20 protein-coding genes are annotated in these 21,073 nt (G+C 67.4%); 11 read left to right on the top strand and 9 right to left on the bottom strand.

Translation table 11 applies throughout. From position 1 onward, the window contains the following. Nucleotides 1-40: 40 nt before the first annotated feature. Complete coding sequence (locus VGP60_RS30820; RefSeq protein WP_327551656.1) at nucleotides 41-430, bottom strand: hypothetical protein; 390 nt, start codon at nucleotides 428-430, stop codon at nucleotides 41-43. 227 nt (nucleotides 431-657) lie between these two features. On the opposite strand from VGP60_RS30820, the gene VGP60_RS30815 reads away from it, so the two are divergent. Together VGP60_RS30815 and VGP60_RS30810 are read left to right on the top strand one after the other, a co-directional pair. Next, nucleotides 658-1,089, top strand: a complete 432-nt coding sequence (locus VGP60_RS30815; RefSeq protein ID WP_327551655.1) for a MarR family winged helix-turn-helix transcriptional regulator — start codon at nucleotides 658-660, stop codon at nucleotides 1,087-1,089. A gap of 9 nt (nucleotides 1,090-1,098) precedes the next feature. Then, entirely contained in the window at nucleotides 1,099-2,067 is a 969-nt protein-coding gene (locus VGP60_RS30810) for a zinc-binding alcohol dehydrogenase family protein (RefSeq protein ID WP_327551654.1), read from the top strand. Between the two features lies 1 nt (nucleotide 2,068). On the opposite strand, the gene VGP60_RS30805 is transcribed toward VGP60_RS30810, so the two are convergent. The 7 genes from VGP60_RS30805 to VGP60_RS30775 form a co-directional block, all read right to left on the bottom strand. After that, complete coding sequence (locus tag VGP60_RS30805) at nucleotides 2,069-2,287, bottom strand: hypothetical protein (RefSeq protein ID WP_327551653.1); 219 nt, start codon at nucleotides 2,285-2,287, stop codon at nucleotides 2,069-2,071. A 36-nt stretch (nucleotides 2,288-2,323) separates the two neighbouring features. After that, a complete protein-coding gene (locus tag VGP60_RS30800; protein WP_327551652.1) occupies nucleotides 2,324-2,989 on the bottom strand; it encodes a hypothetical protein in 666 nt (221 codons plus the stop codon). Nucleotides 2,990-3,025: 36 nt separating this feature from the next. Beyond that, nucleotides 3,026-3,337, bottom strand: a complete 312-nt coding sequence (locus VGP60_RS30795; protein ID WP_327551651.1) for a hypothetical protein — start codon at nucleotides 3,335-3,337, stop codon at nucleotides 3,026-3,028. A 69-nt stretch (nucleotides 3,338-3,406) separates the two neighbouring features. Next, nucleotides 3,407-3,682, bottom strand: a complete 276-nt coding sequence (locus VGP60_RS30790; protein WP_327551650.1) for a hypothetical protein — start codon at nucleotides 3,680-3,682, stop codon at nucleotides 3,407-3,409. A gap of 5 nt (nucleotides 3,683-3,687) precedes the next feature. Then, complete coding sequence (locus VGP60_RS30785; RefSeq protein ID WP_327551649.1) at nucleotides 3,688-4,005, bottom strand: YbaB/EbfC family nucleoid-associated protein; 318 nt, start codon at nucleotides 4,003-4,005, stop codon at nucleotides 3,688-3,690. A gap of 63 nt (nucleotides 4,006-4,068) precedes the next feature. After that, on the bottom strand, nucleotides 4,069-4,590 hold the full coding sequence (locus VGP60_RS30780; protein ID WP_327551648.1) for a signal peptidase II: 522 nt from the start codon (nucleotides 4,588-4,590) through the stop codon (nucleotides 4,069-4,071). A gap of 91 nt (nucleotides 4,591-4,681) precedes the next feature. Further along, nucleotides 4,682-5,176 (bottom strand): TetR/AcrR family transcriptional regulator C-terminal domain-containing protein, encoded by a 495-nt coding sequence (locus VGP60_RS30775; RefSeq protein WP_327551647.1) that lies wholly within the window; start codon nucleotides 5,174-5,176, stop codon nucleotides 4,682-4,684. 463 nt (nucleotides 5,177-5,639) lie between these two features. Here VGP60_RS30775 and VGP60_RS30770 point away from each other — a divergent pair, with 463 nt between their 5' ends. Next, on the top strand, nucleotides 5,640-5,957 hold the full coding sequence (locus VGP60_RS30770; protein ID WP_327551646.1) for a hypothetical protein: 318 nt from the start codon (nucleotides 5,640-5,642) through the stop codon (nucleotides 5,955-5,957). Between the two features lie 2 nt (nucleotides 5,958-5,959). On the opposite strand, the gene VGP60_RS30765 is transcribed toward VGP60_RS30770, so the two are convergent. Further along, nucleotides 5,960-6,727, bottom strand: coding sequence for an isocitrate lyase/phosphoenolpyruvate mutase family protein (locus VGP60_RS30765; protein WP_327551645.1), 768 nt, complete (start codon nucleotides 6,725-6,727; stop codon nucleotides 5,960-5,962). Between the two features lie 167 nt (nucleotides 6,728-6,894). Here VGP60_RS30765 and VGP60_RS30760 point away from each other — a divergent pair, with 167 nt between their 5' ends. The 8 genes from VGP60_RS30760 (at nucleotide 6,895) to VGP60_RS30725 (ending at nucleotide 21,060) form a co-directional block, all read left to right on the top strand. Further along, a complete protein-coding gene (locus VGP60_RS30760; RefSeq protein ID WP_327551644.1) occupies nucleotides 6,895-7,215 on the top strand; it encodes a WXG100 family type VII secretion target in 321 nt (106 codons plus the stop codon). Nucleotides 7,216-7,276: 61 nt separating this feature from the next. Then, nucleotides 7,277-7,573: a WXG100 family type VII secretion target gene (locus VGP60_RS30755; protein WP_327551643.1), complete on the top strand. Its 297-nt coding sequence runs from the start codon at nucleotides 7,277-7,279 to the stop codon at nucleotides 7,571-7,573. Between the two features lie 96 nt (nucleotides 7,574-7,669). Further along, nucleotides 7,670-8,302, top strand: a complete 633-nt coding sequence (locus VGP60_RS30750; protein ID WP_327551642.1) for a hypothetical protein — start codon at nucleotides 7,670-7,672, stop codon at nucleotides 8,300-8,302. A 40-nt stretch (nucleotides 8,303-8,342) separates the two neighbouring features. After that, nucleotides 8,343-11,783 carry a hypothetical protein gene (locus tag VGP60_RS30745; protein WP_327551641.1) on the top strand — a complete coding sequence of 1,147 codons (3,441 nt, stop codon included), beginning with the start codon at nucleotides 8,343-8,345 and terminating at the stop codon, nucleotides 11,781-11,783. Next, nucleotides 11,780-15,769, top strand: a complete 3,990-nt coding sequence (gene eccCa / locus VGP60_RS30740) for a type VII secretion protein EccCa (RefSeq protein WP_327551640.1) — start codon at nucleotides 11,780-11,782, stop codon at nucleotides 15,767-15,769. The genes VGP60_RS30745 and eccCa overlap by 4 nt, the downstream gene beginning before the upstream one ends. A gap of 11 nt (nucleotides 15,770-15,780) precedes the next feature. Next, nucleotides 15,781-17,205 (top strand): type VII secretion integral membrane protein EccD, encoded by a 1,425-nt coding sequence (gene eccD / locus VGP60_RS30735; RefSeq protein WP_327551639.1) that lies wholly within the window; start codon nucleotides 15,781-15,783, stop codon nucleotides 17,203-17,205. Between the two features lie 8 nt (nucleotides 17,206-17,213). Then, nucleotides 17,214-18,569, top strand: a complete 1,356-nt coding sequence (eccB, locus tag VGP60_RS30730) for a type VII secretion protein EccB (protein WP_327551638.1) — start codon at nucleotides 17,214-17,216, stop codon at nucleotides 18,567-18,569. A gap of 52 nt (nucleotides 18,570-18,621) precedes the next feature. Beyond that, nucleotides 18,622-21,060, top strand: a complete 2,439-nt coding sequence (locus VGP60_RS30725) for a hypothetical protein (protein ID WP_327551637.1) — start codon at nucleotides 18,622-18,624, stop codon at nucleotides 21,058-21,060. Nucleotides 21,061-21,073 lie beyond the last annotated feature (13 nt).

Genomic DNA, 21,073 nt, shown 5'->3' with positions numbered 1-21,073 from the left:
GAGTCCCTCAATGTGGCCTTCACGGACTTGGGTGGCGCGCCTAGAAGGGGCGGATCACGTAGTCGTCACTGCAGGCGGTGCCGGTGCACACCTTGACGTCCACCTCGGTGATTCCTCCCGAGGGGCCCGCCTGGGTGAAGTTGAAGCTCTTGGTCTGGGCCGACGCGGAGCGGGTCTGCGTCGCGAGCAACGTCGACTCCTGGAAGAACTTGAACGTGACAGTGGTGGTATTCAGGCCGAAGTTCTCCACGTACCCCTGGACGCCGACGGATCGGTTGTACCAGATGAAGGTCATTTCGGTGCGGCCACCGGTGGTGTACAGCGGCCCGAGGTGGGTTGTCGGTTCGGCGCTGGCCGAACCGACAGGACCGAACACGACACCGAGACACGTGGCCAAGACAAGGACCAGACCCGCCGCGATACGCCTCATTTTTGGTGCTCCCCTCAGTAAGTTTCGCGGCTCCACTTTTTGGCATGAGCGGTACGCGACGGTACCGCTGGGCGGGTGAGGGACCACGTGCCCCGGTGGTCCGCAGGAAGGGCCTTGATCCGCATGCGCCCTTCGCTTGGCCCGCGGTCGTCGTGGATTGCAATTATATTCCATGGAATGTATGTTGGACAAGAGGTAGATTCCATGGAAGGTAACTGAGGGGCATCGTGACGGACTTGCAGCGGCTGTTTAGTGAGCTCATCCGGTACGAGACCGAGCTCTGGAACGCCGTCGACGCGCGGCTTCGGGCTGACTTCGACTTGCCGATGACCCGGTTTGAGCCGATGCGGGTCATCGAGCGGGTCGACCCTTGTCGCGTGCATGACATCGCGCGGGAGTTGGTGATCACGGTGGGTGGGACGAGCAAGCTTGTGGACCGGATCGAGGCGGCAGGGTACTGCGTGCGGCGGTCCAATCCGGACGATCGGCGGTCGTCGATCATCGAGCTCACGGCGGCGGGGCGGCGTGTGCTTGCGGAGGCGAGTGCGGTGTTTCAGGAGGAGCTTGAGGTTCGGTTTGGGGCAGCGTTGTCGGCGCGTGAGTTGGAGCAGTTGGGTGGCACGCTTGCGAAACTTCGGGCTAAGGGGAGGACGGTTTAGGTGACCAGCATGCGAGCGATTGTCTTGGATGCGCCTGGAGTGCCGGAGGCGTTGGAGATCCGTGAGGTATCGGTGCCGAAGCCGCGGCTTGGGTGGGTACTTATTCGGGTCAAGGCGTTCGGGCTCAATCGGTCTGAGCTGCATACGCGGTCGGGGTTGGCGGACGGGGTCACGTTTCCGCGGGTGCTCGGGATTGAGGCGACCGGCGTGGTGGCTGAGTGTCCGGGTGGGGAATTCGAGGCTGGGCAGCAGGTTGTCGCGATGATGGGCGGGATGGGCCGCACGTTTGACGGCGGGTATGCCGAGTACACCTGTGTGCCTGCCAGTCAGGTGATCGCCTTTCGGAGCGAGCTTGACTGGAGCGTGCTTGGTGCGGTGCCGGAGATGTTGCAGACCGCGTACGGCTCGTTGACCATCGGACTTGACGCGCAGCCTGGTCAGGCGATTCTCATCCGTGGTGGCACGTCGTCAGTCGGGATGGCGACGGCTGTTCTTGCCAAGCAGCGTGGGATGACGGTTTTCTCCACTACGCGTAGTCCGGGTAAGACTTCGGCGTTGAAGGATCTTGGCGTCGATCATGTGTTCATCGACAACGGTGACGTCGCGAAGCAGGTGCGTGCTGTGCTGCCGGACGGGGTGCATGCGGCGCTGGAACTCGTTGGTACGCCAACGCTTCCTGACACGTTGGCGGCCACGCGGGTGCACGGGGTTGTGTGCTTCACGGGCATGTTGTCCAACGAGTGGATCGTCAAGGACTTCTATCCGATCGGGTATCTGCCTCGGGGTGTACGGCTGAGCGCTTATGGCGGCGATGCCGGGGATCTTCCTGCTGCGGTCCTGCAAGGGTTTTTGGACGCCGTCGCTGCCGGAACCGCGGTCGTGCCCATCGACCAGGTGTATGCCTTCGACGAGAGCGTCGCGGCTCACACGGCGATGGAATCCGGTGACACCAAGGGAAAGCTTGTCGTGACGACGTGAGCTACCAGGCCTTGTCGAACTTGATACGGAATTCGTCGTCGTCGGGTTTGCCACGGACCCGGGCTTTGGGGCGGCGGGACTTCTTTTTCTTGGCAACGGTTTCGGGGTCCCACGGGTTTTCCAGGTAACCGGCGGTGGCGTCGTCCGCCACCGCCGGCTTCTCGTCCTGGTTCAGGCGGCGCGCGGAGTCCTCGGGTCGTTCCATGAAGCCCTCGGACATGCGCATCCCTCCTGTGATGGTTCGGACAAAAGCTGATCAGGCCTCCGTCTTGATCGGCTTGACCTGCCACAGATCGGGGTTCCCCACCGCTCCGGCCATCTCCTTGACGTCGGCGAAGTCGTTGGCCTGCCGTGCCAGGAAAACACCCTTCTCGCGGAGTTCGCCCATCTGGCGGACGGACTTGGCGATCAGGTCGTTGATGTTCTTCACGAAGTTGTTGAGCAGTTGGATGACGTTGGTGATGATCGTCCACGGCAGGACGATCTCTTCGACGGTGGTCGCTTCCGCCTCGATCAGATCGTGGGCACAGGCCGACATGAATTCAATCGCGTTGGCGTAAGTGTCGTAGACGATGTCGATGCACCCTTCGAAGGTGCCCGCTATCTCGTTCATCACCGTTTCGTTGCGGGAGATCCGCTTTGTTGCGTTCATCGCGTAGGCCGCATACGAATCGTAACCGCCGCCCTGCCAGTAGGCGACGAGGTTCTCGCGCGACAGGTCGATGACGTCTTCGGTGTTGGTCATGAACGTCGACTGGCCCCACCAGGTGGCGAAGCCTTCCATCGCGTCGGCACTGCCGAAGAGCTGGTCCCGGACGACGTACCAAGTGTCCATCGCGCCTTGGTGGTCACGTTTCGAGGCGTGTTCCCAGACCTTGTCCGCGTTCTTTTCGGGCCACGGTGCCCGCTGTCGTTCCGCCATTGTTCGATCAGTTCTTTCGTTGTGGTCCGGGTACGGCTAGGGCAGGCGACGGTCCGTCATGTCGTCGTCGCTCTGGTAGCCGAATTGCTCGTAGTATTCGGCGTCCTTCTCCTCGTACGTCTTGGCGACGTCGTCGAGGGTGTGGGCGACGTCCTGCATTTGACGCTGGCCATTTCCGACGGTCTTCAGGATGGTTTCGCGCGCGTTGTTGTAATCGCTGGGGAAACCTGCCATGCGGCCGATGAGGCCCATGTCGCCGTCACCCATCACGACGTCGTTGCGCAGGCTGTTCGCGAACTGTTCCCAGTTGTCCTCAGCCTGGTCCCAGGCGATTTTGTTGGTTCGCAACGCATCGGGAACGACACCGTAGCTGGTTCCCCTGACTAGTCCCACAATTGTCTCCGATTCTTCCGGCGGCTAACGAGCTGCCGGGCGCCTGGTCTCTGCCGCGTGTTCTTCGGCGGCGACGATCGCTTCCAGCAGCGCGGCGCTCAGCGCGGGCGCGGTGGTGTACGGCAGGTTGTCCAGGTCGAGCTCGATGCGCTCGAGCCGGCCGGAGCCGGACATCTCGATCACACCGAGATCATCGGGGATGTCGACCTCGATAACCTGCGAACCCGCGTTCGCGACCGCCGTTTCCGTCTTGGTGAAGCTTTCTTCCAGCTCACGAACCTTGTTGTCCAAGCTGCGCATGCGGGTCATATGTGTGCCCCCGCCAGGATCTCGTCGACCTTGGCCTGGCCCGCGTTCGCGGCCGCCGCTCTCGCCGCGTGGATGGCTTCGATCGTGTCCGGCCCGATGTTCTGCGGGTAGGACTGACGCAGCGCTTCCGGGCTGACGTCGAGGTCCAGCAGCTTTCCGGTGCCGTCGACCTCGGCGCTGACGAAGTCACTTCGCGAGCGGCCGGTGAATCTTTCGCGTGCCTGCTCGGCAGTCACGCGTTCGAGTTCCGCGGCGATTTTTTCCCACGGCCCCAGCTGCGGAAGTGGTCTGTCCCAGTTGTCGTACTTGTTCATGATGATCACCTCGGCGAGATCGTATCTGGCGATCCGCCGACGCGGTGGGCGTTTTGCGAAAGTTCAGGCCTCGTGCTTGCGGCCGTCCATGCCGATGCCGCGCAGAGTCAAAACAATGGCCAATACCGCGCCGAAGAACAGGGCGATGTCGGCGACGTTCCCCACGAACCAGTTGTTGTAGTCGATGAAGTCGACGACGTGCCCGCGGGCGAAGCCGGGGGCACGGAACAGGCGGTCGAGCAGGTGGGTGGTCGCGCCACCGAGTAGCAGTCCGAGCGTGATGGCCCAGGCGCCGGAGCGGACTCGGCTGACTAGCACGGCGATGACGACCACGGCTGCCGCGGCGAGGACGGCGAAGATCCACGTCATGTTCTCGCCGATCGAGAACGCGGCTCCGGGGTTGTAGAGCAGCCGGAACCGGATGAAGTCGCCGATGACCGGGATCGGCGCGCGGTCGGTGAGGGTCGATTCCGCCCAGAACTTCGTCAGCTGGTCGACGGCCAGGATCACCACGGCGGCGGCTACGGCCAGTGCCACTTTCCCGGCTCGTCGGGTGGTGGCCGGCGAAGATTCTGGAGCGGTCATACGGCCAGCATAACCAGCGGCCGGGGGCGCCAGGCGGCGCTCGAAGTCAGCCGTTCCGGTACGGCACGACGACCGCTCGGGCCGCGAAAGCTCAGCCGGCCGGAGTGTGGATGATGCCGTTGAGCAGGACTTTCAGTCCCCAGCTCGCGCGCTTTTCCCCGCTGCCGGACATCAGGTGCTCGCCGAGGCCGACGATCATCGGGTACTTCTCGGCCGAGAGGGACTCGAAGTGTTCGCGGACCTTCCGCACGTTGCCGGCTTCGGTCTGGCCGAGGGACGCCTTGTCGTTGTACGCGCTCCGCTCGGCCGCGACCGCGGTCAGATAGAGGTAGAGCAGGTCGACCGCCCACGAGATCGTCGTGTCTTCGAGTCCGCCCTCCTTCAGCAGGGCGATCACGCGCTCGACGATCAGCATCGCGTTGTGGCTGGTGGGGACGCTGCCGAAGGAGACCAGCGCGAGCCCCTGATGCCGTGACATGGCTTCTACAACGGCGTCGATCAATGCCGTCAGCCGCTTCTGCCACGACACCCGCCGTGACGACGACTGCGGGACAACGTCCACGATCGCCTCGTCGAGCATCGCCATGAGACAGGTCTTCGCGGTTCTTGACGTAGACGTAGAGCGATGCCGCGCCGGTGTCCAGTTCCAGGGCGACCTTGCGCATGGGCGCGTCCATCCCGTCCCGATCCAGCACGGCCAGTCCTGTCCGGACGATGAGCTCGCGCGTCAGCGGGACCTTGGCCGGGCGGGGGCGGCGGCTGATCGCTGTCGCGCGCAACCTGATCAACCTGCTGCACGGGCGCGGTATCGCCGTGCGCGCCGCGTCCAATGAACCGGACAAGCTGAGCCTGCCTGACGGCGTAGCGACGGTGAAGCTCAACCTCAAGGATCCGGCAACGTTTTCGGCCGCACTGAAGGGGGTTCGTTCGCCGGCAGCGCGCTCGGGTGGGCCTGGGGGATCAAGTCGGCGGGCGCGGTCAGCCTGCCCTATCCGAACTCCCACACCGATCCGATCCATGAGGCCGATGTCGCCGGGGCAGCGCTCGCTGTGCTCACGGAACCGTCGCTACGCGGGAAGAGCTATACGTTGTCCGGGCCGGAATCGGTCAGCTTCGCCGAGCAGATCGGCCATCTCGCGCGGGCGACAGCGCGGCCCATCGCCGTCAACGTGGTGACGCGCGAAGAGTGGAAAAAGGAGATGGCACAGTACATCCCCGGGTCCTTTGCGGACGGTCTGCTCGACTGGTGGCAGTCCAGCGACGGCTCGCCGGTCCCGACGACACAGACTGTCGAGACGCTGACCGGACACCCGGCGCGTGGCTTCGCCGTCTGGGCCGAAGACCACGCCGCCGAGTTCCAGGCCTAGGTTCAGTTCAGTGCGCGGGTGTTCTCGGGCAGCGCGCCGCCGCCGATGACGTCGATGGCGAAGTCGGCCAGCGCGGTCAGTGCGACGCGCTGGGCGAACGGGCCGTAGGACACGCGGGCGACGCCGAGCTCTTCGAGTTTCGCCAGCGGCAACGTGCCCGGGACGCCGATAACCGTCACCTTCTGCCTGCCCAACGCTTCGACGAGCGCGGTGACGGTCGGCTCGTCGAGCTTGCCGGGAACGAAGAACACCGGGGCACCCGCGCCGAGGTACGCCTTTCCGCGTTCGATCGCGGCGGCGAGGGCCTCCTTCGGGTCGCGCACCTTGATGAACGCGTCGGTGCGGGCGTTGAGCACGAAGGGAACTCCTTCCGCCTCACCCGCCTTGATGACGGCTTCGACCGCCGCGACCGCTTCGGACAGCGGCTTCATCTGGTCTTCCAGGTTCGCGCCGACGATGCCGACACCGATGGCCTTGCGGATCGTCTCGCCCGGATTTCCGTACCCGGCTTCGAGATCGGCGCTGACCGGGAGGTCCGTCGCGGCGGCGATCCGGCCAACGGCTTCGATCATCAGGTCGACCGGGATCTTTTCGCCGTCCGGATAGCCGTAGGACGACGCGATCGAGTGACTCGCGGTGGCGAGCGCGGTGGTTCCGTCGAGGTCCGCGATCACCTTCGCGCTCACCACGTCCCAGACGTTGACCACTTTGAGCAGCTCAGGCGCGGTATGCAGGTCGAGTAGCTTGCTGGCTTTGGCTTGAAGGCTCATGACATCGACTCTAGGGCGTAAGCAGGCAGGCTTACTGGTCGAACGGGCAAGACAACACTTAGAAGCTTCTCGAAGCGCGGATCGCTGGGGCAGGCTGCGCTCAGCGAGTCACAGTGCGTCGCTGGGCCCGCACACCATTCGCTTCATACTTACGAGGAGGACCCTCGATGGCGGTCAATAGCGTATCCGTAACAACGCCCGGCATGAAGGCTGCCTGTGGCAACTTCGAGACGGCTTCGTCGACGGCCACCGGCCAGATGCAGCGCGTCAACTCGGAGATGGTGACCCTGCAGTCGAGCTGGACCGGGGACGCCTCGATCAAGTTCGGCCAGGCGATGAACGACTGGGAGCAGCAGTTCGACATCATCATCCGCGAGCTGAACCACATGATCGAGGTCATGGGTGGCAACGCGAACGCCTACTCGGCGAACGAAGAGACCGCGGTCAACACCGCCTCCGCGTGGGCCGGCGGCCTGAGCGGTATCTGATCGGTCTCGTTACTCCATTTCGGACAGGTTCTCCAGAGCCTCCATCACCGAAGGAAGCGCCATGGCTACGTACAAGTTCAACTTCCAGCAGGCCGACGTCGTGCGCGACGACATGGCCGCCATCACGCACAACATCCAGAACATGCTGTCGGAGCTGGATTCGCAGGTTCGCGGCAGCCTCCAGGAATGGACCAGTGACGCGCGCGAGGCGTACGACGCCAGCAAGATGAAGTGGGACGCCGCCGCCGCGAAGATGCCGGAAGCCTTGGGCCGCGCGGAACTCGCCCTCGCCGAGATCTCCAACGGCTACCTGCAGGTCGAGCACACCGGCGCCGGCATGTGGGGTCGTGGCGCCTGATTTCGCTGTGACGTGGCGGCCGGGCGCCAAGCCCGGCGCCACGTAACGGTTTTCGCTTCTCGGCCACTGAATTCGACGACGGGGTGGTGCATAGAAATGTCTTACACCGATGCTCAGACCGGTAAGACCTACGACAAGGGCCCGACTGATTTCATCAGTAGTGGCAACGAGCGATACAACATCGACGGCACCGAAAACCCGAGTTTCGACGAGGCACAGTGGGATCGGGAGTGGGCCGCCTGGGAGGCCTACAAAACCGAAGAAGACAAGATCGACGAGTTCGACGTCCACGACGACGTCCCCACCGACACGAACCACGACTTCGGCACCAACGGGCATTTCGACCCGCCGGTGGTCCCCGGTGGTGAAGGTCCCGGCGAACCCGGTTCGACCGAGGTCAGCACCGCCGCGATGAAGACCTTCGCTGCCAACATCAAGGCGCTCGTCGACCCGATGCAGACGTCGTGGACCGACATGGGCAACGTCAAGATCGCGGCCGGCGGTTTCCACGAGGCGTTCACCCTGCGCGACAAGATCATGGGACCGACCGGGCTCGCCATGACGACCCAGAAGTTCATCGGCGACACCCGCGAAACGATGGCGGACATCGCCATCGCCGCGGAAGAGCTGGCCGCCAAGTACACCAGCGTCGAAGAGTTCAACGCGATGACCGGTACGGACCTGGGCACCTACGTCTCGGAACTCAACGGCGACATCAACGGTCTTTAGCCGGTAGACGGGGTTTCATCGAACAGGGGCGCACGAGGCGATGACGAATCCGTACAACACCGGGCCTTTCCGCGAGGGGGACAACGGTGGGATCTTCGGCGGCAACTCCGGTGGAGCCGACGGCGATTACGAGAGCTGGGACTGGAAACAGATCAAAGCCGCGATCGTCGGCGGTTCCGCCGTGCCCCCGGGCGCGGACGGCAACATCTCCTCTTCGGACACCGCGGCCATGCACTCGGTCGCGAACCCGCAGTCCTTTTTCGACGCCGCGAACTCGTTCAACAACGCCCAGCAGAGGATGCTCATAGTCGCGGAAAGCATTTCCCAGCAGGCACGTTCGCTGGCCGGCGAGAACGGGCCCTGGAAAGGGGAAGCCGCCAAGGCTTTCCTGAACCTCATGGAGAAGTTCGCGCTCAAGGTGAAGAACCAGGCCGAGTCGATCGGTGGCGGTGACGCCAATATCAACCCGATCCCCGGCCAGCTGTGGAACAACGGCAACCAGCTCATCTGGGCGCAGAACCAGATCAACGCCATCGACGTCTGGTACGCGCAGCAGGCCCAGAACTCGGGCGTGGATCCGATGGACAACGGCCTGATCCCCGTGTCGCAGCGACCCGAAATCGTCGCGATGCTGACGCGGGACATGAAAGAGGTGGCCCGGCACCTCACCGGTCAGTACAAACTGACCCGCGACGACGTGAAACCCGTTGACACCAGTCAGTTCGACGGCCCAGGTACCGGTCCGCCGGTGCCTCCTCCCGTGCTCCCGCCGGTTCCCCCGCCCGTTCCGCCACCGGTGACACCGCCGCCCGTCGCGCCGCCGCCTCCGGTGCCCCCGCCCGGATCGGCGCCGCCTCCAGGCGGCACGCCTCCCCCCGGTTCCACTCCGCCGCCCACGGCGTTCAGCAGTACCCCGCCTCCGACCGGTGGTGGTGCCGGTGGCGGCCCCGCGCCGACGCCGTTCCCCGGTGGCGGCTCTGGTGGTGCACCGTCACCATTCCCTGGTGGTGGCGGCCCCTCAGCTTCTTCGTTCCCCGGTGCGGGTGGTCCCGGCGGCGGTTCACCGACTCCGACGCCGTTCTCCGGTGGCGCCCCCGCGCCGACCCCGTTCCCGGGTGGTGGCGGTCCTGGCGGAGTCAACGGTCCCGGTGGCGGTGGCCTGCCGACGCCGTTCGTGCCGACCCCGGCGCCTGGCTCGTCCGGTCCGTCCGCGAACAACATCAAGGCGCCCACGCCCAAGCCGTTCCCCGGGAGTGGCGAAGGCTTGCCCGGTCTCGAAAAGCCTGCCGGTGGCGCGCCCAAGCCGTTCCCCGGTTCTTCGGCGCTGCCGAACAACCTGAGCACGAACGCGCCCACCCCGCCGCCGGTCAGCGGCCCGCAGGCACCCACCGACTGGGCGTCGGGCGGCAGTCCCGGTGGGGCGAACATGCCCGAAAACCGTGGCGCCGGTGCGCCCAGCGGTTTCCCCGGCAGCGGGATGCCGGGCGGTGCCAACTCGGGTGGCGGCCCGGAGCGTTCCGACGCTTCCGGTCTGCTGAACGGCGGCACGAAGCCGTGGACCGGCACACCGCCTCCGGGGCTCGGCGACCCGAGCGGTGTCGACGCTCCGGCCAAGAACCCGACCGACTGGTCCTCTCCGGCTCAGCGCAGCCCACAGGCCTTCCCCGGTGCCGGCGCGGGAATGCCGGGTGGTGGAATGCCCGGCTCGCCGGGTGCCAGTGCGGCCGGTGGCGGCAGCGGTGCCGAGCGTTCGGACGCGTCCGGCCTGCTCAACGGCGGTCCGAAGCCGTGGGCCGGCACACCGCCTCCGGGTCTCGGTGACCCCAACGGCGTCGACGCGCCGGCGACCGACCCAGCTGAATGGGCGACGTCGAACCAGCGTCAGGCGCAGGGCTTCCCGGGTGCGGGTTCGGGGATGCCCGGTGGTGGGATGCCGGGTTCACCGGGTGCCAGTGCCGCCGCGGGTGGCAGTGGTGCCGAGCGTTCGGATGCGTCGGGCTTGCTGGGTAACGAGACCAAGCCGTGGGCTGGGACCGACATGCCGGGCATGGGGGACCCGAACGGTGTCGACGCGCCGGCGACGGATCCCGCGGAGTGGGCGTCGACGAACCAGCAGCAGGCGCAAGGTTTCCGGGGTGCGGGAATGCCGCCGCCGGGTTCGCCGGGTTCTCCTGGCGCCGGTGCGAATGCCGGTGGCAGTGGCGCTGAGCGCTCGGACGCGTCCGGTCTGCTGGGTAACGAGACCAAGCCGTGGGCCGGGACTGACATGCCCGGCATGGGTGACCCGAGTGGCGTTGACGCGCCGGCGACGGATCCCGCGGAGTGGGCTTCGACGAATCAGCAGCAGGCACAGGCTTTGCCGGGTACGGGCTCGCCCGGTGCCGGGATGCCGGGTTCGCCGGGTGCCGGTGCGAATGCCGGTGGTAGTGGTGCCGAGCGTTCGGACGCCTCGGGCTTGCTGGGCAACGAAACCCAGCCTTGGACCGGTAGTGACGTCCCGGGCATGGGCGATCCGAGTGGCGTTGACGCGCCCGCCAAGGACCCTGCCGAGTGGGCTTCGACGAACCAAGCACCGGGATTCCTGGGCATGACGCCCGGAATGTCGCCTGGATCGCCGGGCATGCCGGGTTCCGCGGCCGCCGCCGGTGGCAGTGGTGCCGAGCGCTCCGATGCGTCGGGCCTGCTGGGCAACGAGAGTGATCAGTGGTCCGGAGTCGAGACGGCCGGTGTGGGCGACCCGCATGGCATCGACGCTCCCGCCGCCGATCCCGCCGAGTGGGCTTCGCCGGAACAGCACCAGTCCCAGGTTCCCGTGATGGGCGCGACCGGTTCGGCCATGCCGGGTCTCCCGGGCGCCAACGCCGCTGCGGGCAGCGGTGGTGCCGAGCGTTCGGACGCCTCCGGCTTGCTGGGTAACGAAACCGATCCCTGGGCGGGCGCTGTGCCCGTCGTCGGGGATCCCACAACCGTCGATGCCCCCGCTGCTGAACAAGCGGCGTGGGCATCGACAGACCAACCCGCGCAGGTCCCCGATGAGTCCACAGTGGACCGCGTGGCCGTGGTCAAGCCTTCCGAGCAGAAGGAGGACACCGCGGCTTGGGACCTCGTCGCCGGGGCGGGCGCGCTCGCTTTCCTCGTGCCGTTCGCGGTCGCCCAGGCGGGTAAGCAAAAGGAGCAGTCCGAAGAGGAGCTGACCCCGGAGTACACGCTGCGCGAGACCGAACCGTGGGGTGAGGACGCCGCCGAGACCGAGCTGACCACGTATCGCCGTAAGAAGGGCGAAGAGGGCACGCATATCGTCGAGGACCGGCCGCCCGCGATGTGCACCGACGAGCTGCCGCCCGCACCGGAACCGGTCGAAACCGAAGAAGACTCGGACGAAGAAGAAGAGGAAGAGCCCCGCACGGCGGCGAATCTGCTGAAGCAGACCGACGACGCCTGGGGCAAGAGCGGCACCAAACCCTTGGGGGTTCTCGAATGAGTACGGTGACCGTCAAGCGGCCCCCACGCGTCGCCGGGCCGGAAATGCCCGAGGGACAGGTCGAGCTCGAAGAACCACCAGTGATGGCGGAACCGTCGTCGCGGGACTTCGGTTCGATGATGATGTTCCTGCCGATGGGCATCGGCACGGTCGCGATGATCCTCATGTTCTCGATGTCCAACGGTTCACCGATGATGTACGTCATGGGTGGCGCCATGGGCACCGCGATGGTCTGCATGAGCCTCACGCAGATCGGCCGGGCGGGCGCGGATCGCAAGCGCCGCATGCAGTCCGAACGCCGTGACTACCTCCGCTACATCGCGCAGCTGCGCAAGCGCGCCAGGGACACCGCCGACGAGCAGCGGAAGTCCGTGGCCTGGAACAACCCCGACCCGCGCTGGCTCTGGTCGTTCGTGATGGGCACGCGGCTGTGGGAACGCCGTGGCAGCCACCCGGACTTCGGCCGGGCGCGGATCGGGCTGGGCACGCAGGTCGCCGCGCTCGAATTCCTGCCGCCGTCGACCAAACCGATCGAGGACCTCGAGCCGCTGGCGTCGGTGTCGCTACGCCGGTTCAGCGAGACCTACCGCACGGTGTCCGGTATCCCGACTTCGGTGGGGCTGCGGAGTTTCACCAGCGTCGAGTTCGCCGGCGACGCCACCCCGGCGGTCGGCCTGGTCCGCGCGATCATCGGCCAGCTGGTCACCTTCCACGCCCCCGACGAGCTGCGCATCGCCGTGCTGACCCCGGAAGCCAGCCGTCCGGAATGGGATTGGGTCAAGTGGCTGCCGCACAACGCGCACCCGACCGCCCGTGACACCGCCGGCCCGCTGCGCCTGCTCGCCTGCGACCACGACGAGCTGATGGACCTGCTGGGCCCGGACGTCACCGACCGTGGCGACCACGACAAGTCCGCCACCCCAGGGGTTTCCGAGCCGTTCGTCGTGGTGGTCGCCTACCTCGGCACCGTCCCGGAGCACTCCCGCCTGCTCGGCTCCGGCCTGCGCAACGTCGTCCTGCTCGACGTCACCGGCACGATGGCCGGTGGCCCCAAGGTGCTGCGACTGACCACAAAGGACAGAACGGTCGAGTTCCCGTCCGGTGACGCCGTCGGCAAAGCCGAGATCGACGAGCTCACCCTGATCCAGGCGGAGAACCTCGCCAGGATGCTCGCGCCGAAGCGCACCAGCGGCACCGTCGACGTCGTCGACCGTCCACTCGAGAGCGACTTCGAACTCACCACCCTCCTGGGTATCCGGGACGTCCACACCTTCGACATCCAGGCGCAGTGGCGCCCGCGGAACGCGCAGCGGGCCCGGATGACCGTGCCCATCGGCGTCACCGAAGACGGCGAGGTCGTCGAGCTCGACCTCAAAGAGCCCGCGCAGGGCGGCATGGGCCCGCACGGCATGCTCATCGGCGCCACCGGCTCCGGCAAGTCCGAGCTGCTGCGCACGCTGGTATGCGGCCTCGCCGCGACGCACTCCTCCGAGATCCTCAACTTCGTGCTCGTCGACTTCAAGGGCGGCGCGACCTTCATCGGCATGGACAAGCTGCCGCACACCTCGGCGATGATCACGAACCTCGCCGACGAGCTGCCGCTGGTCGACCGGATGCAGGACTCCATCAACGGCGAGCTGATCCGCCGCCAGGAACTATTGCGCGCCAGCGGCTATGCTTCGCTCTTCGACTACGAGAAGGCCCGCGCGAACGGCGAGCAGCTCGCGCCGTTCCCGATCCTGTTCGTCATCGTCGACGAGTTCTCCGAGCTGCTCGGCAGCAAGGCCGAGTTCATGGACCTGTTCGTCTCGATCGGACGCCTCGGCCGCAGCCTCGGAGTCCACCTGCTGCTCGCGTCCCAGCGGCTCGACGAAGGCCGGATCCACCGCGTCGAAGGCCACCTTTCCTACCGCATCGCGCTGCGCACCTTCTCGTCGATGGAATCCCGCAGTGTCATCGGGGTCGCGAAGGCATACGAACTGCCTTCCGAGCCCGGTAACGGTTATCTCAAGCTCGACACCACGAACCTGTTGCGCTTCAAGGGTGCTTACGTCTCCGGCCCGTACGCCACGGTCGCCCCGGACAGCGACTCGGGCGGCGCTGCGATGGCCATCCAAGAGGTCGTCCCGTTCGTCACGCACGCCCACCCGAGCCTGCACGAACTGCTCCCCGCGCCCGTCGAAGACGAAAAGCCCGAGAAGCAGCCGGACCCGGCCACCCCCAACGAAAAGGTGCCGAGTCTGGCGGACGTGCTCATCGAGCGCCTCGCCGGTTCCGGCCCGCCCGCGCGCCAGGTCTGGCTGCCGCCGCTGGCCGAGTCGCCCAGCCTCGACACCCTGCTCCCGAGTGTTCTGCCCGACCCGGTCCGCGGCATGACCGTCGAGGACCAGAGCGAGCTCGGCCGCCTGCGTGTCCCGATCGGCATGGTCGACCGGCCGTACGAACAGGTCCGCGAACTACTGGTCGCCGACCTTTCCGGCGCGGACGGCCATGTCGCCGTCGTCGGCGCGCCGCAGACGGGGAAGTCGACCATGCTGCGGACGCTGATGCTTTCGCTCGCGATGACCCACACTCCCGACGAGGTTCAGTTCTACTGCCTCGATTTCGGTGGCGGCGGGATCATGTCGGTCAGCGGCCTGCCGCATGTCGGCTCGGTCGCGACCCGGATGGAACGCGACCGCGTGGTCCGGACGATCGAGGAGCTGCTCCAGATCATGGAGCGCCGCGAGACCGAGTTCACCGAGCGCGGCATGGAAAACATGGCCGCGTACCGGGCGTTGCGCCAGTCCGGCGAGATCGACGACCCGCACGGCGACGTCTTCTTGGTGATCGACGGCTGGTTCACCCTCCGGCAGGACTACCAGGACCTCGAAACGAAGATCAACGAACTGGCCTCACGTGGGCTTTCGTTCGGCATCCACGTCGTGGTCGGCGCGACCCGCTGGTCGGAGATCCGGCCGTGGCTGCGCGACCTCATCGGCACCCGGTACGAACTGCGGCTCGGCGACTCGATGGAGTCGGAGGTCGGCTCGCGCAAGGCGGCGACGGTCCCCTCCCAGCCCGGCCGCGGGCTCACCTCGGCGGGCTACCACTTCCTCGCCGCGCTGCCCCGGCTCGACGGCAGCTCCGAGGTGGACGATCTCACCGCCGCGACCAAGGCGATCGCGGAGGAGTCCAGGACGTTCTGGCCCGGCCGCGTCGCGCCGGTCGTCCGGATGCTCCCGACCACGTTGCCGGTCAACGACCTCCCGACCGAGCAGACCGGCGACCTGCTGCGCCTGTGCCTCGGCCAGGACGAACAGCGCCTCAACCCGGTGTGGCACGACTTCGGCGCCACCCCGCACATGATGGTGTTCGGGGACAGCGAAACCGGCAAGACCAACGCGTTGCGCCTGGTCATCAACTCGGTCATCGGCCGATACCCGGCCGGTGAAGCGAAGATCCTGCTCGGCGACTCGCGCCGCGATCTCGACCAGATCGTGCCCGAGGAGTTCCGCATCGGCTACGCGATCGCCGCGGACGGCCTGCGCGACCTTGTCGGCAAGGCGTCGGTGTCGCTCAGCAAGCGGATCCCGGGCCAGGACGTCGGCCCGGACCGCCTGCGCAAGCGGGACTGGTGGGAAGGGCCCGAGCTGTTCGTCGTCGTGGACGACTACGAACTGCTCTCGCTCGGCGCCGGTAATGGGTCCACTTTGGACCCGCTGCTGCCGTTGCTCGCGCAGGGTGTCCACATCGGACTGCACCTGATCGTCGCGCGCAGCAGCTCCGGCGGGATGCGGGCGATGATGGACCCGGTGCTGCGCCGGCTGTGGGAGCTCGGCACGCCGAGCCTGTTGTTCTCCTACCCCAAGGAAGAGGGCAAGTTCCTCGGCGAGGCCGGGCCGCGCAAGCTGCCCGCCGGCCGCGCCCAGCTGGTCACGCGCCGCGGGATCAAGCTCATCCAGACCGGGTTCGTCCCGTCCCCCGCCATGGAACTGGCCCGATGAATGGAGCGGCGATGACCAGCGCGCAACCGGCCGAGCTGTGCCGGATCACCGTGTTCGGCCCCAGCGGCCGCGCGGATCTCGCGGTACCGGCGTCCACCACGGTGGCGAGCCTGATGCCGATGCTGGTGCTGCACACCGTCGACGAAGCCGAACTCGTGCAGGACCCGGAGATGGCCGAGTCCATGCGGGACGGTTCGTGGGTCCTGCAGCGGCTCGGCGAGGCGCCGCTCGACCTCGACGGCACACCGGAAACCCTGGACTGGCTCGAAGGTGAGCAGCTCTACCTGCGCCCGGCGGACAACCCGATGCCGGAGCTGGACTTCGACGACATCGCCGACGGCATGGCCACCGCGATCGGCCGTCAGAACGACCGCTGGCGCCCCGAGTTCAGCCGCTACATGTTCCTGAGCCTGGGCGTCGCGACGGTGGCGACCATCATCGCGGTGCTGTTCAAGAGCGCGTCGGGGTTGGCTTCGACGATCACTTCGGGTGTGCTGGCACTGTTCTTCGCCACCGCTTCGGTGTGCGCCGGCCGTTGGCTGAAAGACCGTGCGCTGACTGTCCTACCCGGACTCTCGGCCTGTGCGTTCGCCGCGGTGGCCGGGGCGATTGGCGTCGCGGGCATGGAAGGCGCGCTGGCCCTGCAGCCGATGGCCGTGGTGATCGGCTCGCTCGCCGCGACCTTCACCGCGAGCCTCTTGCTGGGCCTGCGGTTCGCCGTTTCGCCGCGCATCCCGATCGTCCCGTTCGGCACCGCGGTGGTCTGCGGGGTCGCCGCGATGGTCGCGATGTGGCTGCACCTCGGCGGCGAGTACCCCGCGCACGAAACCGCGGCGCTGATCGCGGGCGCGTTCTTCGCCATGATGATCTTCGCGCCGAAGATCGCGATCCGCATCGCACGGCTCCGCGGCCCGCAGCTGCCGAGGACCGCGGACGAACTCCAGGTCGACATCGAGCCGTCGCCCGCCACCGAGGTCGTCGAGCGCACCGGGTTCGCCGACCGCTATCTCAACGTCCTCACCATGGCCGGGTCGTTCGTCTTCCTGGCCTGCTACCCGTTCCTGCTCGACGCACCCGGCTGGGTCGGTACCGCGCTGCCGATCGTCTTCGCCGTCGCGCTTCTGCTGCGTTCGCGCAACTTCTTCGGTGCCTGGCAACGGATTTCGGTGGTCGTCTCCGGCGCCTCCGGGTTCGTCTTCATCATCCTGGCGATGGTCGTGAAGATGCCCGCCGCATGGCACGGTGTCACGATCGTCTTGCTGCTACTGGGAATCGGCGTGCTGGTGCTCGCCGCGACCCGCGCGCCGACCCGGCGGCTGCTACCGATCTGGGGACATCTCGCGAACATCCTCGAGACGCTCACCGCGCTGGCCGTCGTCCCGCTGATCATGCAGGTACTGGGCGTTTACGCCTGGGCCCGCGGCTTGGCCGGGTGAGGTAGCCCATGCAGACCCAGAAGGATCGCGTCGACGCCTACAAGTTCCTCATCGGCCGGATGTCGTCCGCGCTGGTGGTCGGGGACGCGACGCACGCGGAACCGCCGGACCGCCGATCGTGGTTCGGGCTCCTTTGTGGACTGGCGCTCGGCTTGCTCGTCGGGGTCGGTTTCTGGGTCTACGGCCTGATCGTGCCGGGCGGGAACACCGCGTGGCAGGAGAAGGGCGCCATCCTGGTCGAGAAGGAGACCGGCACCCGGTACGTCTACTACCAGGGCCAGCTCCGGCCGATGGTGAACCAGGCGTCCGCGATGTTGTTCCAGGGCAAGGAAGGGCACGTCAAGACCATCTCCCGGGCTTCGCTGGAAGGGCTGCCACACGGCGCGCCGATGGGCATCCTCGACGCCCCGGACAGCGTGCCGACCACCGGCAACCTCGCCAACGGCCCGTGGATGCTCTGCCTCAACGGGCGACCCGGCGAGGCCGCGGCGATGAGCATGGTGCTCGATGTCCCGGTCGCGCCGCGGCTTCTGCTCGGTGACACCTACGTTTCCGTGCTCTCCTCGGGCAACGTCCGCTACCTGATCATCGACCACGTCAAGCACCGTCTCGGCGACGACAGCGTAGCGATCGCGCTCGGCCTCCCGACCGGTCCGCCGCCGCTGGCACCCGACGCGTGGCTCAACGCGCTGCCCGAAGGCCCGACGCTGTCCGCCGCGGCCATTGCCGACGACGGAAAGCCTGGCGGTGAGGTCGCGGGCAGCCCGCGCAAAATCGGGCAGTTGTTCAGGCAGCGCAACGTGAACGGCACCGACCAGCTCTACGTCCTGCGCAAGGACGGCCTGTCCCCGGTGACCGAGACCGAGTTCGCGCTGCTCGCCTCGCGCCACGCCGACCGGCCGCCGGTCGGGATCGACGCGGCCGCGGTCGTCGACGCGCAGAAGTCCGCCGACAAGACGCTGACCCAGCGGATTCCCGATGTCCTCAAGGCGAAGCCCGTCGAGGTCGGCCTCGGCGTGGTCTGCCTGATCCAGAACCCGGTCGGCGTGGAGGTCGGCAGTGCCGTGGTCGTCGCCGACACGCCGAACGCGGGCTGGCCGATGACCGGCGGGTCCGGCGCGACGATGGCGCCGAACTCCGGGATGCTCGCCGCCGCGGTACCCGTGCCGCAGGGCCAGAAACTGCCCGTCCGCTACCTCATCACCGACCGGGGGATCAAGTACCTCGTACCGGACAACGCTTCGATCGACGCACTGGGCTTCGGCGGGGTGGCGCCGACCCCGGTGTCCGCCGACGTGCTCGCCGCTTTGCCGACCGGCCCGGTTCTATCGCGGGCCGCTGTCGGCGTCAGTGAGAAGGGATAGCTGGATGTCGCCACTAGCCAGGTCTCCGTTGAACCGGCGCCGTAATCGATCCGTGCCCGAGGTGCAACTGGCGCGGCACACCGTCGGCAACGCCATGGTGGTGCACGCCACGGACACCATGACGAACGAAGCCCAGTCGCTCGCGATGTCGGTGGCCGAGGACCCCGAGCACGACATCGTCGTGGTCGACCTGCCCGCGAACTCCCCGATCAGCATGTGGGAGTCGCTGGCCGACACGCTGCCGCGCGGGCGGCGTGGGGTGCGGCTGGTGATCGGCGGTCGTTCCAGGGAGACGACCGCGCTCGCCGGGCAGTGGCTTTCCGAGCGGCTCGGCCGCACCGTCGTCGCCCCCGATGGTGCCGTCGTCCGCGGCGCGGGCGGCTCGCTGTTCGTCCACTCCGGACGCGGCAGTGGCTGGGTGAGCTTCCGGCCCGGCCGTCCGCCGCAGTGGGAGGCGAAGCGCTTTCCGCGTCCCGCTTGGGATTCCTCCTTCGTGGCCGAGATGTGGGCGACCAGTTCGATCGGTGCCGCGGAACCCGTTCCCGGTGGGGTGTGGATCCGCCCGGTCGGGCACGAAGCGCCGCTGCGCGCGGCCCGCACCCGGCTGATCACCGGGTTGCCTTGCCAGCCCGAAGTTCTCGCGATCGTCCTCGGCAGCCCGGGGACCCCGCACCTTTCGCTCGACGACGTCGCCCGGTTCTGGGTCCGGCTGCCGGAGAACATCCGCCCGATGGTGCGGTTCGTGCAGTACGGCCCGATGCGGCTGCCGCACGGAGTCACCCTCGGCCAGGCGCTGGCGAACCTGCTCGGTGAGGAAGTCATCTGCTACACCGGAATGCCCGTCGGTACCGCGTACGAGCCCGAGGTGTTCACCGTCCGCACCGACGGCAGCCTCGGCTGGAACACCTTCGCCCAGCAGTTCGCCTACCAGCCGCGCCAGGACGACGCGAACCCCGTCCCCGAGCTGCGTGGCCACCGGCGCCCGGTGTTCGGCATGGAAGAACTCGCGCCCGCGGTGTACTGGTACGCACTCGACGCCGTGATCGAGGTCGTCCAGGCCGGGCTGTGGGTCCGGCCCACCAATGACACCGGCAACGCTGCCATCGTCCGGTCGACACCGTCGGATGCCGCTCAGCACCTGCTCGTGTTCGAAGCCGAGAACCCGGAGCAGGCGGCCCGGATGCGGATGCTGGCCGAAGATGTGTTGGGCCGTTTGGACTATTCGACGCGGCTCGCGACCAAGCTCGCGCCGGTGTCGGCGCTGCGGACCTCGTCGGTGCGCGTGTCGCGGCCCGCGCTGGCCGGGATCGAGACGAGCTTCCCGCAGCTGGCGATCGAGACAGCTCCGGAGCTGCCGGTGGCCCCGGTGGCTCCCGCCCAGCCGGTGCAGGTGGAGAAGGCCGAGCCCATCGAGCTTTCCTCCGCGATCGAGGCGCCGGCAGTAGTTGTGGCCGAAGAGGTGCAGGTCCAGGCTGCCGCCGAACCGGAACCGTTGCCCGAGCCCGCCGCGCCGCTGTCGCCGATCTCGCTTCGGCTGGAAAGCGCGTCGATGCCGACCGGTGGGGACTTCTTCCCCGAGACCCCGGCGCCCGTTGTCGACGTACCCGAGCCTGAGCCGGTCGTCGTTGTCGAGAAAGCGCCGGCTCCGGAGCCTGTGGCAGCTCCCGAGGTTCCAGCTGAGGTCGCGGAAGCGCGGGTCCAGCCGACGCCGTCACCCGAGGCCTCCGCGTTGCTGTCCCGGCGCGGGATCGACGACGAGCGGGCCTGGTTGCGCAAGACGTTGAGCCACGAGTTCGGGGTCATGGCCAACGGGATCGCCCGGGTCCTTTCCGAACACCCGGGCTTCCAGGGCGCACTTTCCCGGTCTTCGGCCGAGGTGCTGACCGACGCCGTCGCCGTCCGGCTGTATCTCTCCGAGCAGGGCGTGGCCATTGACCAGGCACTTCGCACCGCCACCGTCGGGCCGCACGTGCCGTTCGCGCGCTGTGTCGTCGCGGGGCTGAGCCGTCTCCCATCCCACCGCGGCGCGACCATCTTCACCGTTTCGCCCACGGAAGCCGAGTGGGCGCTGTACAAAGAGAAGCGGCTGTTCACGGAGTGGGGTTTCGCGAACTCGCTGATCGAACCGTGTTCGAGCCAGGAAGGCGAGGTCGACGTGCTGATGTGGTCGATGACCGCGCGCCGCACGAAGCTCCTCGAGCCCGACGACGACCGCACCGAAGACCGCGTGCTGTTCATCCCCGGCACCAGTTTCAAGGTGCTGGACATGGTCGAGCCCACCACCGGTGTCCGCGGCCAGATCCTGTTGCGGGAGCTGGCTTCCAGCGAGATCGACGCCGACGGCCGCGTCGACTCGAACCGGATCTCCCTCGACGAACTGGCGATGGCCTCCTTGCGGCGCTGCGCCGACAAGTGGGCCGAGGCCTCGCCGAAGCAGCGGGTTGGCAAGGCGTCCGCCGCCCGGTTCCAAGCACTGCCAGGCCTGGCGTAGGAGAGGGGACTAG

Origin of the sequence: Amycolatopsis sp. (assembly GCF_036008905.1) — a bacterium.
Lineage (GTDB): Bacteria > Actinomycetota > Actinomycetes > Mycobacteriales > Pseudonocardiaceae > Amycolatopsis.
The sequence above is the reverse complement of the archived record's forward strand: the minus strand, read 5'-3'. Positions and strand labels throughout refer to the sequence as shown.

Coding starts and splice junctions, on each gene's coding strand:
- VGP60_RS30820 (WP_327551656.1), bottom strand. CDS start 430: ATGAGGCGTATCGCGGCGGGTCTGGTCCTTGTCTTGGCCACGTGTCTC.
- VGP60_RS30810 (WP_327551654.1), top strand. CDS start 1,099: ATGCGAGCGATTGTCTTGGATGCGCCTGGAGTGCCGGAGGCGTTGGAG.
- VGP60_RS30805 (WP_327551653.1), bottom strand. CDS start 2,287: ATGTCCGAGGGCTTCATGGAACGACCCGAGGACTCCGCGCGCCGCCTG.
- VGP60_RS30800 (WP_327551652.1), bottom strand. CDS start 2,989: ATGGCGGAACGACAGCGGGCACCGTGGCCCGAAAAGAACGCGGACAAG.
- VGP60_RS30790 (WP_327551650.1), bottom strand. CDS start 3,682: ATGCGCAGCTTGGACAACAAGGTTCGTGAGCTGGAAGAAAGCTTCACC.
- VGP60_RS30785 (WP_327551649.1), bottom strand. CDS start 4,005: ATGAACAAGTACGACAACTGGGACAGACCACTTCCGCAGCTGGGGCCG.
- VGP60_RS30780 (WP_327551648.1), bottom strand. CDS start 4,590: ATGACCGCTCCAGAATCTTCGCCGGCCACCACCCGACGAGCCGGGAAA.
- VGP60_RS30775 (WP_327551647.1), bottom strand. CDS start 5,176: ATGGCGATGCTCGACGAGGCGATCGTGGACGTTGTCCCGCAGTCGTCG.
- VGP60_RS30765 (WP_327551645.1), bottom strand. CDS start 6,727: ATGAGCCTTCAAGCCAAAGCCAGCAAGCTACTCGACCTGCATACCGCG.
- VGP60_RS30760 (WP_327551644.1), top strand. CDS start 6,895: ATGGCGGTCAATAGCGTATCCGTAACAACGCCCGGCATGAAGGCTGCC.
- VGP60_RS30755 (WP_327551643.1), top strand. CDS start 7,277: ATGGCTACGTACAAGTTCAACTTCCAGCAGGCCGACGTCGTGCGCGAC.
- VGP60_RS30750 (WP_327551642.1), top strand. CDS start 7,670: ATGTCTTACACCGATGCTCAGACCGGTAAGACCTACGACAAGGGCCCG.
- VGP60_RS30745 (WP_327551641.1), top strand. CDS start 8,343: ATGACGAATCCGTACAACACCGGGCCTTTCCGCGAGGGGGACAACGGT.
- eccCa (WP_327551640.1), top strand. CDS start 11,780: ATGAGTACGGTGACCGTCAAGCGGCCCCCACGCGTCGCCGGGCCGGAA.
- eccD (WP_327551639.1), top strand. CDS start 15,781: ATGACCAGCGCGCAACCGGCCGAGCTGTGCCGGATCACCGTGTTCGGC.
- eccB (WP_327551638.1), top strand. CDS start 17,214: ATGCAGACCCAGAAGGATCGCGTCGACGCCTACAAGTTCCTCATCGGC.